Annotated in this window: 18 protein-coding genes; 15 read left to right on the top strand and 3 right to left on the bottom strand. The window is 35.3% G+C overall.

Translation table 11 applies throughout. The features are described from left to right. Positions 1-51 precede the first annotated feature (51 nt). The 12 genes from NFR56_RS03050 to NFR56_RS02990 all read left to right on the top strand — a co-directional run bounded on the left by NFR56_RS03050 (position 52) and on the right by NFR56_RS02990 (position 9,593). Positions 52-789, top strand: a complete 738-nt coding sequence (locus NFR56_RS03050; protein WP_251457615.1) for an ABC transporter ATP-binding protein — start codon at positions 52-54, stop codon at positions 787-789. 2 nt (positions 790-791) lie between these two features. Continuing rightward, complete coding sequence (locus NFR56_RS03045; protein ID WP_251457612.1) at positions 792-2,474, top strand: ABC transporter ATP-binding protein; 1,683 nt, start codon at positions 792-794, stop codon at positions 2,472-2,474. A gap of 258 nt (positions 2,475-2,732) precedes the next feature. Then, positions 2,733-3,485 carry a CPBP family intramembrane glutamic endopeptidase gene (locus NFR56_RS03040; protein WP_150905908.1) on the top strand — a complete coding sequence of 251 codons (753 nt, stop codon included), beginning with the start codon at positions 2,733-2,735 and terminating at the stop codon, positions 3,483-3,485. A gap of 88 nt (positions 3,486-3,573) precedes the next feature. Next, positions 3,574-4,065 (top strand): phosphoribosylanthranilate isomerase, encoded by a 492-nt coding sequence (locus NFR56_RS03035; protein WP_084881270.1) that lies wholly within the window; start codon positions 3,574-3,576, stop codon positions 4,063-4,065. Positions 4,066-4,694: 629 nt separating this feature from the next. Then, positions 4,695-5,123 (top strand): aminoglycoside 6'-N-acetyltransferase, encoded by a 429-nt coding sequence (gene aac(6') / locus NFR56_RS03025; protein WP_251457609.1) that lies wholly within the window; start codon positions 4,695-4,697, stop codon positions 5,121-5,123. 120 nt (positions 5,124-5,243) lie between these two features. After that, positions 5,244-6,122: an aminoglycoside phosphotransferase family protein gene (locus tag NFR56_RS03020; protein ID WP_251457606.1), complete on the top strand. Its 879-nt coding sequence runs from the start codon at positions 5,244-5,246 to the stop codon at positions 6,120-6,122. 129 nt (positions 6,123-6,251) lie between these two features. After that, positions 6,252-7,028 (top strand): alpha/beta fold hydrolase, encoded by a 777-nt coding sequence (locus NFR56_RS03015; RefSeq protein WP_251457603.1) that lies wholly within the window; start codon positions 6,252-6,254, stop codon positions 7,026-7,028. Positions 7,029-7,060: 32 nt separating this feature from the next. Beyond that, positions 7,061-7,798, top strand: coding sequence for a DUF4336 domain-containing protein (locus tag NFR56_RS03010; protein WP_023917879.1), 738 nt, complete (start codon positions 7,061-7,063; stop codon positions 7,796-7,798). 259 nt (positions 7,799-8,057) lie between these two features. After that, positions 8,058-8,351 (top strand): type II toxin-antitoxin system RelB/ParD family antitoxin, encoded by a 294-nt coding sequence (relB, locus tag NFR56_RS03005; protein WP_023917881.1) that lies wholly within the window; start codon positions 8,058-8,060, stop codon positions 8,349-8,351. Next, positions 8,344-8,682: a type II toxin-antitoxin system RelE/ParE family toxin gene (locus NFR56_RS03000; RefSeq protein WP_024054821.1), complete on the top strand. Its 339-nt coding sequence runs from the start codon at positions 8,344-8,346 to the stop codon at positions 8,680-8,682. The genes relB (NFR56_RS03005) and NFR56_RS03000 overlap by 8 nt, the downstream gene beginning before the upstream one ends. A gap of 14 nt (positions 8,683-8,696) precedes the next feature. Then, the gene (locus NFR56_RS02995; RefSeq protein WP_251457600.1) at positions 8,697-9,134 is read left to right on the top strand and encodes a hypothetical protein; all 438 of its coding nucleotides are present in this window, start codon (positions 8,697-8,699) and stop codon (positions 9,132-9,134) included. Between the two features lie 15 nt (positions 9,135-9,149). Beyond that, positions 9,150-9,593: a GNAT family N-acetyltransferase gene (locus tag NFR56_RS02990; protein WP_070660368.1), complete on the top strand. Its 444-nt coding sequence runs from the start codon at positions 9,150-9,152 to the stop codon at positions 9,591-9,593. Between the two features lie 235 nt (positions 9,594-9,828). Here NFR56_RS02990 and NFR56_RS02985 read toward each other — a convergent pair whose 3' ends face one another. The 3 genes from NFR56_RS02985 to NFR56_RS02975 are packed head-to-tail and all read right to left on the bottom strand — an operon-like array spanning position 9,829 to position 12,157. Next, positions 9,829-10,545, bottom strand: a complete 717-nt coding sequence (locus NFR56_RS02985) for an ABC transporter permease (RefSeq protein ID WP_023917887.1) — start codon at positions 10,543-10,545, stop codon at positions 9,829-9,831. Then, positions 10,542-11,357, bottom strand: a complete 816-nt coding sequence (locus NFR56_RS02980; RefSeq protein ID WP_251457597.1) for an ABC transporter ATP-binding protein — start codon at positions 11,355-11,357, stop codon at positions 10,542-10,544. Before NFR56_RS02980 ends, NFR56_RS02985 begins: the two co-directional genes overlap by 4 nt. Beyond that, positions 11,354-12,157 (bottom strand): MerR family transcriptional regulator, encoded by an 804-nt coding sequence (locus NFR56_RS02975; RefSeq protein ID WP_251457595.1) that lies wholly within the window; start codon positions 12,155-12,157, stop codon positions 11,354-11,356. Before NFR56_RS02975 ends, NFR56_RS02980 begins: the two co-directional genes overlap by 4 nt. Positions 12,158-12,741: 584 nt before the next feature. Here NFR56_RS02975 and relB (NFR56_RS02970) point away from each other — a divergent pair. Genes relB (NFR56_RS02970) through NFR56_RS02960 form a run of 3 tightly spaced genes read left to right on the top strand, consistent with a single transcriptional unit; the run spans position 12,742 to position 13,818 of the window. Next, a complete protein-coding gene (gene relB / locus NFR56_RS02970; RefSeq protein WP_247913659.1) occupies positions 12,742-13,035 on the top strand; it encodes a type II toxin-antitoxin system RelB/ParD family antitoxin in 294 nt (97 codons plus the stop codon). Then, positions 13,028-13,366: a type II toxin-antitoxin system RelE/ParE family toxin gene (locus NFR56_RS02965; RefSeq protein ID WP_195327072.1), complete on the top strand. Its 339-nt coding sequence runs from the start codon at positions 13,028-13,030 to the stop codon at positions 13,364-13,366. The genes relB (NFR56_RS02970) and NFR56_RS02965 overlap by 8 nt, the downstream gene beginning before the upstream one ends. A 14-nt stretch (positions 13,367-13,380) precedes the next feature. Then, positions 13,381-13,818 carry a hypothetical protein gene (locus NFR56_RS02960; protein WP_195487134.1) on the top strand — a complete coding sequence of 146 codons (438 nt, stop codon included), beginning with the start codon at positions 13,381-13,383 and terminating at the stop codon, positions 13,816-13,818. Positions 13,819-13,963: the final 145 nt, after the last annotated feature.

Genomic DNA, 13,963 nt, shown 5'->3' with positions numbered 1-13,963 from the left:
CCTGAAGAAAAATTCTTGCATTTAAAGGTGGTTATAGAAAGAGAGATAGAAATGAGAAATATTGTTGAAATAAAAGAAGTTTTTAAAACAATTGATAAAGAAGAAATTTTAAGTGGTATCAACCTTCAAATTGCTGAAGGTGAAATCTATGGTTTTTTAGGACCGAATGGTGCTGGAAAAACAACTTTAATGAAATGTATGTTATCCTTATCAACTATTACATCAGGTAGTATTGAAATTTTTGGAAAAAATCTACAAGAACACAGAGAGGAAATACTAAGTCAGGTTGGAAGTATTATTGAAACACCAAGTTTTTACGAAAACTTCACTGCAAAAGAAATTTTGGAAATTCACGCACAGTATATGGGGAAAACTATTACTGAATCAGATATAATAAGAGTCTTAAGAATGGTCGGCTTAAAAAATACGACTAAAAAAGTAAAAGATTTTTCGTTAGGAATGAGGCAGAGGCTTGGTTTAGCTCGTGCTTTTCTAACAAAACCTAAATTGTTAATTTTAGATGAGCCAATCAATGGTTTAGATCCAATAGGAATTCAAGAAATTCGAAATCTTTTGTTGTCGCTTTCTAAGGAGCATGGAATTACAATTCTAATATCGAGTCATATATTATCGGAAATTTCACAGATAGCAGATAAGATTGGTTTTATCAAAAATGGAGAAATGGTAGAACAGGTCTCTATGAAAGAGATTAGTAGAGAGAATATTGACTTAGAAGAATATTTTATGTCACATTTTCTAAATGAAATTAAGAATTATGAGGTAAATTAAGGATGAAACGATTGATAAAGAACCATCAGAAGGCTTTTTATGCTTTCATGATATTTAATACACTGGTCCCTTTAACTAATATTGCTTTTGCTTATTCTATTAAGGGTATTATTGATAGTGGTATGTCCCAAAATAAAGAAGCCTTAACTCAAGCGGTACTAGTAGGAGCTACTGTTATTTTCATCTATGCAGGACTCAACTTTATATCTCTTCGATTGAAAAATAAACTTGTTATGCAAATCATGTCAAGATACAAAAACAAGGTGTTCCAATCTATTTTAGATAGGGATTATAGAGACTTTTCTAAAGAAAAATCAGGGAAATTTATTTCTGTATTAACCGAAAATATGAAGAAAATCGAGCAAGATTATCTACACCAGTATTTTAATATTTCAAAAAACCTTTCCTTAATGATTTTTTCACTCCTAGCTATGTTTATAGGTAATTGGTTTTTGACCTTATTAGTAACCATTGCTAGCATTATTCCAATGATGATATCAGGATTTATTGGACAAAAATCAGCTTCACTTCAAAAAAGAGCTATGATTGCCGATCAGAAGTATTTAGCTAAGGTTAAAGATATTTTAGCAGGATTTCTGGTTATTAAAAGTTTTAATGTGAAAGATGCTATCTTTGAGGATTATAGTCATGAAAGTGAAAAATTGGATGAGATATATTTTATAAAAGGAAAATTTGATGTTTTAGCAAATGTTATTTCCCAGCTTTCAGGGATGATTGTTTTTTTGGTAGCTTTTGGTGGAGGGATGTATCTCGTATTTAATGGCTATACCACAATTGGAAGTGTGACAGCTATTGTTCAACTAGTCAATTTTGTAGTAATGCCACTAAATGAAATTGGTATGGGAATGAGTAAATTTCGTGAAGGGCAAGCAACACTTAATGCATTTGAGGTAAAAGATGTAACTGGACTTCAGACTGGTGAAACGAAAGAATATTTCGATGATGTTATTTCTTTTTCAAATATAGACTTTTCTTACCCTAATGCTGAAGAAAAAATTTTTAATCATTTATCTTTAAAGATTCAAAAAGGGGAAAAAATTGCAATTGTAGGAATGTCAGGGAGTGGGAAATCAACTTTGCTCAATCTATTACTGCGTTTTTACGATATAACAAGTGGGCACATCTCCATTGATAATATAGATTTGCAAGCTATTTCAGCAGAGAGCCTTTATAACTTAATGACTATTGTTCAACAAGATGTTTATATCTTTGATGATACTTTAAGAGCCAATATTACTCTTAATCAATCCTTTACTGATGAGGAAATAAAGCAAGCTGTACAGCAGTCAGGTTTAGAAAGTTATGTTTTAGAAAATGAATCTGGTCTACAGACTTTATGTGGAGAGAATGGCTCAAATCTATCTGGCGGACAAAAACAAAGACTTAGTATTGCGCGTGCCTTGATTCGAAAAACACCAATCTTATTATTGGACGAGGCAACCTCGTCTTTGGATAATCAAGTAACTACTGAAATTGAAAAGTCAATCTTGGATATTCAAGATTTAACTGCACTTGTAGTCACCCACAAGTTGAATGAGAACATTTTGAAAAGATATGATAGGATTCTCTTTATGAAAGCAGGCGTCATTGTTGAAGATGGTTCTTTTTGTGACTTGATGGATAGGAGAGGTGAGTTTTATAAGTTGTTTGAGTTGAGTGTGTAATTCTCTTTCGTTTTATAGTATAATTTTATAAAACAATCTATCACTTTCGTTCTGTAGTATAGATGTTTGCTAGCATCACACGTCGAGTGTGTAGCTTTGCTGGTAAAAGCCTAGAAACCTTGGAACGAAAGGGATACTGAAAAGCCTTGATTGTAAGGCTTTTTTTGCATTTTTGTGATAGAATATAGGTAGTTATAATCGAGAGCAACTAAGAAGCAGAAAATATTACATTTAAAATAATCAAGATATGGAGATGAAATGACAGAAATTGATAAAAGGAATTTAAAAAATTATCTTTATATTACATTTGGAATTACTTATATAACATGGGGGCTTCTCGCCATAATTACGCAATCTCATATTTTGGGATTAGAAACGATTATAGGGAGATCATTACATATAGTAGGTGCACTTGGACCAGCTATTGCAAGTGTCTTTTATTTGAAAAGGAATAATATAAAATTTCAACATTTTGTATTTAGTAAGAAAGAAAATAGTAGTATTTATTTCATTATTCATTTGTTAGCAATTTTGATACTATTTTCTTTATCTTCCTTAGAATTAAACGGAGTATCAATTTACCTGATGCCACTATTCTATATTCAATTAATCTTTTTTGGTGGTGGTCACGAAGAATTAGGATGGAGAGGCATACTACAACCCTTACTTGATAAAAAATATACTTATTGGAAATCTAATTTGATTGTAGGATTAATTTGGGGGATATGGCATCTGCCTTTATGGTTTATTGTTGGAGAAAGTCATCAAGGATTTCCTTTTATTTTATTTTTTATATATACGTTATTTTTAAGTTTTGTTTTAGGGCTTCTTTACCGTCAAACACAATCTGTGGGGTATTGTATTTTATTTCATGCGTTCGCAAATTTGTTAAATCTCTATTTTGTGTTGAAGATTAATCTTACTTTTATTATCATTTTTATTGCTTATTTAATTTATACAATATTGGCGAGTAATAGAATTAGTAAGGAAAAGAATTTGTATCCAAAATAACTGGCTATACTCTAGAAAATGAAGGTGATTTTGTTCAAGGTTATATAGTAGAAATAACGAAAATCTATATGAAAGGTTTAGAGTAAACATGAGTCTCTTATTTGAAGAATTTAAAACCATTTGTTTCCATTTAAATCGAGTCGGAATTACACCGACACTGATGGGTTCTTTGGGATTGGAGTTTAGAACGAAAGAAAATTGGGGGCCGTCTGACATTGACATTCATGTACCTGGTGACCCTAGAGGTTGGGAAGCACCTGACCATCTCAGAATTTATGACTGGGACAAGATAATGAAAGTGATGAAAGACTTAGGCTACGTCTTAATAGATATTCATGAGCATGAATTCCAAAAGGATAGAGAGAGTGTTGAATTTGGAAGTATCGATTCCTTACTTGATTTTGCAGGAGTTTCGGAATCGGATATAGAGCTTATTCACATTGAAGGCATCACTTTTCGTCTTCCAAGTCTGGAGCAGTATCTAAGTATTTACAAAGCTTCTTCTAAAGACTCCTATCGAAATGATCACAATAACAATAAGGATTTTAAAAAGATCGAGTGGCTGGAAAGACATTTGTAAATTATCATATAAAAAGTAGTAAGTTGTAAGACTGGCTGCTATGTTATTTTTATTATCATTTTTATTGCTTATTTAATTTATACAATATTGGCGAGTAATAGAATTAGTAAGGAAACAACATTTTAAAATTTAGATCAGGATATCCATTATTGAATGTAACGATTTGCTAATTAGATGATCTATGTTAGAGAATTATCTATTATAATTTAAAGTGGAGTGATGAATGTCGTTTCTTTTGGAACTGGTGAAAATCTTTCCGTTCCACAGTATCATTTTAAAATGATTTTCATTGTCTTTTGTTTATTAGTATAAAAGCAGAATATTACCACATGTTGAGGCAGTATCACTTCTTGTACGATCTGAGGCTTCAGCGAAATAGAAGTAGATGTTCTGCCCATGGGACAAGGTGAGACCGAAGGTCGAGAAGGTGCCCTGGGGTATAGGACTCGTAGAATGAGGGGGAAACCGACGAAATGATACGGTAAGTCCGAACCGCTGAGTGTGTGACTCTACTCTTCCGATCTGAGACAGCGAAAAGTAGAAGGGTATGGTATTGGTATCAATCAATGAGTAACAAAGTAACAGCATGATTCGAAACATTTGCTTGTAATTTGCGGAGGAACATCAATATGGAAGGAATAACAAAAGATTCTATAAAAACGGCTGAACTAATGAAACAATTATGGCCCCAATTGACAGATAAAGAAGCTATTGATGAAGTAAAAAAATATACGAATGGCAAAAATACTGCAATCTTTACAGAAGTTAAAGGTGACACAATTGTAGGGTTAGCACTATGTTCACTCAGATTTGATTATGTTGAAGGTTGTAAATATAGTCCTGTTGGATTCTTAGAAGGGATTATTGTCGACGAGGATTATCGTTTAAAGGATATTGCTAAAAATCTCTGTACAAAATGTGAGGAATGGGCGAAAAATAAAGGATGTAAGGAATTTGCAAGTGATTGTACTTTAACGAATACTGATTCTATAAGATTTCATCTCAATATTGGATTCCAGGAGGCAAATAGAATTATTCATTTTAAGAAAAAATTATAATTTCAGAACGTGGTCAAAATTTATGTATCTTTAGGAAGTGTGAAAGAATGGACGGACTACGAATTACTTTTCATTAGTTAAGAATATAGTAATGTTGTAAAGTTAATCGAGGAGTTATTGGTGGATTTTAGTAGTATGATAGCCATAAATAAAGGCTGGTCGAATGATAAAAAATATTGTGTGACAGATCAAAATCAGCAAAAATATTTCTTGCGTGTTTCTGATAAGGAGAAGTTAGATTCTAAAAAATTTGAATTTGATATGATGGAGAAAGTAGCTTCTCTTGGAGTTCCGATGTGTAAACCGGTTAGCATAGAACTCTGCGATGACAAAGTAAATTCTTTACACGAATGGATTGACGGAAAAGATGCAAGAGAAACCATTTTAACTTTTTCGAAAGAACAACAATATACTTATGGAGTAGAAGCAGGAAGTATCCTTCGAAAAATTCATTCACTTCCTGTTACAGAAGTTCGTGAAGATTGGGAAAGTTTTTTTAATCGAAAAATTGATGATAAAATCTCCAAATACAAAGAATGTCCCGTCCAATATGAAAATGGTCAGATCTTTATTGATTTTTTAAATGCAAATCGAGAATTGTTGAAAGATAGACCTCAGGTTTTCCAACATGGAGATTATCATATAGGGAATTTCATGATTGGTGAAGATCGTAAAATTTATGTCATTGACTTTGATCGATTTGATCTTGGAGATCCTTGGGAGGAATTCAATCGGATTGTATGGTCTGCTCAAGTCTCTCCCTCTTTTGCATCTGGTATGATAGATGGATATTTTGATGGTAAGGTTCCAGATTTATTTTGGAAGCTTCTCGCTATCTATATTATAAATAACATAGTGGGATCTCTACCTTGGGCTGTCCCTTATGGAACTGAAGAAATAGCAGTCATGCAACATCAAGCTAAGGAAATTTTGGAATGGTACGATGATATGAAGCAAATCATTCCTAGTTGGTACTTGTACAAGAAGAAGACTGAATAATAAAAGAGTTTAAATATCAATTTGAAGAAATGTCAGGATTATTTGCTCAATTTCAAATATATCTAACTATCTTTAAAACAGATGATTTTTATCACTACGAGTTAAAGTCTTACGGTAAGGAGTTTAAACATGAAATTCCATGAATTTGGGGATAAGAATTTACCTCCTATCCTGCTCATACACGGTGGTGGCAGTTCTTGGTGGAATTATCTTCGTCAAGCACGAATCTTGTCAGAAGAATACCGTGTTATTCTACCCACTTTGAATGGCCACGGCGAGGAATATCAACTTGATTATGTTTCTACTGAAGATTCTGCTTTGGAGATTCTAGACTATATCAAAGCAAACTGTGGTGGGAAATTGTTAGCAATCGGTGGTGTTTCACTTGGTGGTCAAATTGCCATGGAGCTTTTGTCTTTAGACAGTGAAATTGCTGAGAAGGCCATCATAGACGGAAGCCTCTGTATTCCTCAACCAAGGTTAGCTAAAATCAGCATCTTTCTAGTATCCCTATTTGGTAAACTGATGTTCAGTAAATTCTCTTGCAAACTCCAGTTAAGCATGATGGACAAACTCTATCCTAAACTGGCTTATCCAGAGGAGATAAAAGCTTATTATTTGGAGGATCTTCCAAGGACGCCTATCAAAACATTGGTGACTATTTACAAAACCTATATGGGGCGTTACAAGCTCAAGGATACGATTTCTGCTAGTAAGGCGCAGGTTCTGTATATCTATGGTGAAAAAGAATTGAACTGTGTGAAAGCATCGGCGAAATTATTTCAGCAGCTCCATCCCAATACGATCCTGTATGAAGCTAAGGGCTATAACCACGGCTATTTATCAGCTTATCTACCTCAAGAGTGGATTGATTTGGTGGTGCCATTTTTGGAGAATAACGATTGATTATACTTTATTAATTTAGAAAGCAGAGTTTCATGAAAGTCAGAAAATATAGTCCCCTCAATTCCTTAAAAAAGATAGCAGATAATCTATGGATTGTGGATGGGGAAGAAGTACTGATGGATTTTAAATTCTTCAAAGTGCCTTTTTCAACTAGAATGACAGTTATCCGTCTACAGAACGGTGGTCTTTGGGTGCATTCACCGACTAAGCCTAATGACAATTTACTTTTTGAAATCAAGCGATTAGGTGAGGTAAAACACCTTATTGCACCCAATGTCTTACATTATAGTTATATAGATGAATGGCATCAACTATTTCCTGAAGCAAAAGTTTGGCTAGCTAGTGGTGTTCAAAAGCGTGCCAGAAAATCGGGAATGAGTTTGGATTATGGTCAGGAATTAAGCAAGGCCAATTGGAACGAAGAAATTCTTTTTACAACATTTGAGGGAAGTTTTTATGTAAAAGAGGTTGTTTTTTTCCATAATGAAAGTTCAACTCTGATTTTAACGGATCTTATTGAAAACATAGAAACTGAGAATGTATCGATTTTTGAAAAGCTACTGTTTAAAATAGGCGATAATCACTATCCAAATGGTAAAACACCAAGAGATTTAAGAATGACTTTTTTATTTAGTAAAAAACAGGCATTGAAGAGTTATCGTATAGTAAAGAAATGGGAACCTAAGAATATTATTATTTCTCATGGACCGTGTATAGTTGGACAAGCAAAAGAAATGCTAAACCAAGCGTTCTCTTGGCTAGAGAAATAGTAATTTACTATAAAGAAATTAATAAAATATATCTAATATAATTGACTACAATTACTTGGAGTTGTCAAATTAAGATGTGGAATCTACTTAAATTGTTGATTCTAGGAGGTATCAGATGACACGAGAGAAAGAATATAGATTAGCTATCGGTATCTCTTAATTAGATTTAGTGAAAGAAGAATCCATTTTTTACTTGATTCCCCTCTCTATCTTATGGTAGTATGTATATACAAATTGTATGTACAAAGGAGAGGTAGAAATGGCAAACACGAAAGCAGTGAATTTTCGAGCAGATGCGATGTTTTACCAAAAAACAAAAGAGGTGCTTGCGGATAAAAAAATTTCTGTGTCAGATGTCCTAAATGCAGTACTTCGAAAAATTGCTAATGGGACTGTGGATCCAGAAGAATTTGTTTCGAGTGATTTGCAGGACAAACAGTATCAGGTAGCCTTTGAAGATTTGAAGAAGGAGATTTTAGTGGGGCATCAGGAAATCGCTCAAGGAAAAGTTACTTCTGTAGCCGATGTGAGAAAGGAATTTGGTCTTGACTAAGTTGAAACGTTATCAGGTCTTTCTTTCAGATCGTGCTAAGCAGGACTTGCGTGACATTCACGACTATATTCTTGTGAATTTTTATAGCCAGCAAGCTGCAGATGGCAAAGTCGATTTGCTATTGAGCGCTCTTGAGACCCTAGAACTCTTTCCAGAAGCCTGTCCTCTGGTATCAAGCCGGGGCTATGGTGAGATGACGAATGATGGAAAACCCTATCGTTATATGCCAATAGAGAACTATCTTACATTTTATTATATTGAGAAGCATAGGGTGTATGTTGCTCGTATCCTTAGTGCAAAGCAGGATTGGGTCAAGATTTTTTATAAGTAGGATGCGGAACCTCCATGTTAAAATCAAATAAGCTAATCATTTTTTTAATTTCTCTCCCCTTTCTGATGGTCATTGTTTTCTATTCTCTTAGTGAGCATCCTGGATATAGTGATGATGGGAATTTCGTCAGAAATCATGAGACTGCTATTAAGCGTGAGATCATCGCAAACTTAGCCCGGGAAAAGCAGGACATAGAATCTGTTACCTTATTGCCAAATACTGCTAGAGGAGAGTATGATAATGGTGGTGATGTGAGTGGACATTACCATATCTATTTTACAGCATACGTCAATCATAATCGCGAGCGAACGATAAGCGTAGAACTATTCTTCCCAGATGCCAGCATCCCCCCTTTCACCTTGTTTCCTCCTAACCCTTATAAAGACAAAGGCAAAAAGATGTCCAATTGGGTGATGGGGAATATTGAAGTATCGGAAGAAACCTCTAGATAGAAATAAGAACAAGTCATGATGAATAGAATAGTAGACGAACAGATCACTCTTATTCCTTATTATAGGAATGATGACATTTCCCTTCTTTGGTATCAAGATAGTGAGGTTTGCAAACAAGTTGATAATACTGATCAGATTTACGATCTAACAAAACTTCATAAAATGTATGATTACCTAACTTCACACGGATCTTGCTATTATATCCAATATGAGGGTGTGTTAGTTGGAGATGTGACACTTCAAGATAACTCAGAACTTTCTATAGTGATCAGCAAAGAGTATCAAAATTTACAGATCGGAAGACGATGTATTTCTAAAATGATACAGCTGGCCAAAGAAAAAGAGATGGTTAAGGTAACTGCTCAAATTTATCCTTTTAATACCCAAAGTCAAAGAATGTTTTTGGCTTTGGGATTTCAGAAAGTAGATGAAAAGTTGTATGAATATACGTTGATATAGAACAGTTGTATATCTCCATATATATTAAGACTGTAATCTACTGTTTATAAAACAATGTTCATGAAAAATAGAGTTAAAGGGTACCTACTGATACATGGACAAGAGGTTTTTTCAGAAATCTAAAAATGAAGAGAACACCAACAGATGATTTTTTGTTGGTGTTCTCTTCATTTGATTTTACGATCTATCTCGCTTTTGCTTTAAAGTAAAAGCTGGCATGGAATTATTCAGGCATCTAGTTAGATTTTTGTTTATTCAACAGGAGGATAGATGATATTATTGCAATGCAAGATACAAGAATCAGATACCAAAGATTTTCAAGACCAAAACCATGATCTAGCATCAAGCGGTATCCCCAAGAAGCGGGGAAAAGACGCCCGATTGCTTGAAGAAAATCAGGCAGTAAGGTGATGGGAAACATGATTCCTGAGAGCATAATTGAGGGTAAAAATACAAGTTGCGCTATCATGGTCAGCTTTGCTTGATTTTTTACAGTAAGGCCCAGTATACTTCCGATACTCAACGATACAAAAATGTAGATGGCAAGCGCGAGAAAGAATAAGGGAAATTGACTTGGTAGACTTGCTTTAAATAAAATTGGAGCAAGTAGTAGGATCACTATGCAAGTCATTATCAAATGAACAAAGGCAGAGAGAACTATGGTCACCAATCCTAAATGAATAGGCACACCATTTGCTTTATAAATCTTTTTTATGTCGCTTCCGTATGTTTCAATCAAGGAAGGCGGTAAACCGAGAAAGGCTCCCATTGAAACACTCATGACAATCATTGACTGTATAAGTGTGCTACCCATTTCAGGCATAACGGAAGTAAAAATACCACCCATGAGAAGAAAGAAAATAATCGGTACAATATAGTAAGTAACCAAGAGAGACTTACTTCGTATGTCCAATTTCCACTGTAATGTTAGGCTATATAAAAAACCATTCATTCCAAACCCCTCCTTGCCATTTCAATGAAATGCTGCTCCAGTGTGCCACGATCAACCTTGATATCCAATATCTGGATATTTTTCTGTTTGCATTCTTCCAATAATGAAATTAAGCTATCCTCGATCGTATCTGTTTCAAAAGATTCCTCTCCGTCCCGGGTCTTTAAATGGATGAAATATTTTCTTCCCAACCTGTCTGTCAGTTCTGAAGGAGTACCACAAAAGACAATCTTTCCACTATTCAAAATAGCAATGCGGTCACATAGGGTTTCAACTTCGGCCATATCGTGGCTTGCCAAAACAATTGTCTTGCCCTGTGATTTGAGCTTTCGGATTTCTTCATGGAGGGATAGTCTTCCTTCAACATCAAGTCCCGCTGTCGGTTCATCGAGAAAAATAATATCCGGATTACTGATAAGTGCAAGAGCAAGATGTAATCTTCTTTTTTGACCGGTGGATAATTCTATGTATTGCGACTCCTTCATTTCTTTTATGCCAAGGGCCTTTAGCATAGCATTATCAATGTATGTATGATTCCATTTTGCAAAGAGCTTTATGGCTTCTATCGGTTTGATGTGAGCGGGTAGAGAGGAGGACTGTAGTTGAATTCCGGTTTTCCCGTTTACAACTATCTTGCCTTCATCATATTTTCTCAGACCTTCGATACATTCAAGCGTTGTTGTTTTACCAGCTCCGTTTACTCCGAGCAGAGCAAATATTTCTCCTTGTTTGATTTGAAAACCGAGGCCTCCAAGAACCAATTTGCTACCATAACTTTTCTTTAATCCAGAAATCTTTATCGCGTCTTTCATGGTTCCACCTCCTCAAAGGGATTTGTTCCAAGCCTTGAAAAATAGACTTGTAAAGCGGGTCCTATATAATCATTGACGATTTTTTGCTTTTCTTCCCAAGCGTTTGAGGCTGTGTTAATAGTACCAACTTCCATCAACTTAGGAAGCATGCTCATATCACCATTTGTAAACTCCATAATCAAGCCCCAGTATTCTTTCACAACCTGTTGGCTTTGTTCGCTTTCGGCTGGTACGTTTTCTTTTTGAAGCTCTACGATTTGATCACTTAGGCGGTTCAATCTGTCCATAAAGTCTAGTCCGCTTTTCTTGTCAAATCGACTGCGTATCTGGTCGAGCGTATCATCATCAAAGCGCTTGATAAGAGAGTAGGAGTCATTCTTCATCTGTAGATTGACGATGATGTCTGCATACTTCTTAAAATTGACCGTCTGTATTTGTAAAACTTCTACCTTTAGCTGCTCTATTGCGACCAAAGAATCCTTAAGTTGTTCTATATTTTTACGAAGAACATCTGCCTGCTCCGTAAGAGCTTTAGCAACATCATCAGGTGTTTTCAAAGAGATCAAACGCCCTTTTATATCCTTGAGAGAAAAACCTAATGATTTTAAAGACAATATCTGATGGAGTAGCACTAAGTCTTTATCGCTATAAAGCCTGCGACCTCCCTCACTTTCTGCCGATGGGGAAAGCACCCCTTCTTTATCATAGTATTGTAAAGTACGGACGGTAACCCCCATTTTCTTAGCAAGTTGCCCAACTGTCATAAATCCTTCCGGAATTGCTCTATATTTAGCCATCATTACCCTCCTCCTCATACCTATTATACATCGTTACGTAAGGTCATGAACAAGATTATTTTAAAAAAATTTGCTTGACAAAAACTTTTTCATTTTCGAGAAAAGAAAGAGAGGTCATAGAAAAAAAGAAGCATGTGACAAAATAAGTCCAAAATATTGACATAATTCCTAGCCTTTAGAGTATTATTTATGGGTATGTGTCGTGATTTAGAAAAGAAAAGTACAATTACAAGATGATCAATAGCAAACACAAGAGGCTGGGACAAAAGTCCTAGCCTCTCAATTGTCTTTGGATTATCGAGCAAGACGCAGTGGTTGAGTGGGCTCTACTACGCTGATTCCATCAGCTTTTACAGCCCTACTCAACTGTGCGGAGGTGGGACGACGAAATCGAATTCTAACGAATTACCGATTTCTGTCCTACTCTCTTTTTCAGTTTAAAACTATTTGTCACCAGTTATAAACTCAGCTTTCTTATCTATTCCAACTTATAATCGGTGAAAGAGGAATCCATTTTTCACTTGAATCCCTTCTCATTTGTATGGTAGAATGTATATACAAATTGTATGTACAAAGGAGAGGTAGAAATGGCAAACACGAAAGCAGTGAATTTTCGCGCAGATGCGATGTTTTACCAAAAAACAAAAGAGGTGCTTGCAGATCAAAAAATTTCTGTGTCAGATATCCTGAATGCGGCACTTCGAAAAGTTGCCAACGGGACTGTGGATCCAGAAGAATTTGTTTCAAGTGATTTACAGAACACGCAGTATCAAGTGGCCTTTGAGGATTTGAAGAAGGAGATTTTAGTGGGGCACCAGGAAATCGCTCAAGGAAAAGTTACTTCTGTAGCCGATGTGAGAAAGGAATTTGGTCTTGACTAAGTTGAAACGTTATCAGGTCTTTCTTTCAGATCGTGCTAAGCAGGGCTTGCGTGACATTCACGACTATATTCTTGTGAATTTTTATAGCCAGCAAGCTGCAGACGGCAAAGTTGATTTGCTATTAAGTGCTCTTGAGACCCTAGAACTGTTTCCAGAAGCCTGTCCTCTGGTATCAAGCCGGGGCTATGGTGAGATGACGAATGATGGAAAACCCTATCGTTATATGCCAATAGAGAACTATCTCGCATTTTATTATATGGAGAAGCATAGGGTGTATGTTGCTCGTATCCTCAGTGCAAAGCAGGATTTGGTCAAGATTTTTTATAAGTAGATTGAGGAACCTCCATGTTAAAATCAAATAAGCTAATCATTTTTTTAATTTCTCTACCCTTTCTGATGGTCCTTGTTTTCTATTCTCTTAGTGAGCATCCTGGATATAGTGATGATGGGAATTTCGTCAGAAATCATGAGACTGCTATTAAGCGTGAGATCATCGCAAACTTAGCTCGGGAAAAGCAGGGCATAGAATCTGTGACCTTATTGCCAAATACTGCTAGGGGCGAGTATGATAATGGTGGTGATGTGAGTGGACATTACCATATCTATTTTACAGCCTACGTCAATCATAATCGCGAGCGAACGATAAGCGTAGAACTATTCTTCCCAGATGCCAGCATCCCCCCTTTCACCTTGTTTCCTCCTAACCCTTATAAAGACAAGGGCAAAAAGATGTCCAATTGGGTGATGGGGAATATTGAAGTATCGGAAGAAACCTCTAGATAGTATATAAAAGAAATCACAACGATAGCTACAGAAGTCTATCGTTTTTTAATGCTTTTAAAGTTGAGAAAATAGTTTTAGGAAACGATGTCAAATATACTTGACATCCAGCAACTAGTATTGTAAAATAAATGTATCAAATATATTT

This window comes from Streptococcus caecimuris, assembly GCF_943193075.1.
Taxonomy (GTDB): Bacteria; Bacillota; Bacilli; order Lactobacillales; family Streptococcaceae; genus Streptococcus; species Streptococcus caecimuris.
Note: the sequence above shows the minus strand (reverse complement) of the source record. Positions and strands in the feature narration are given on the sequence as shown.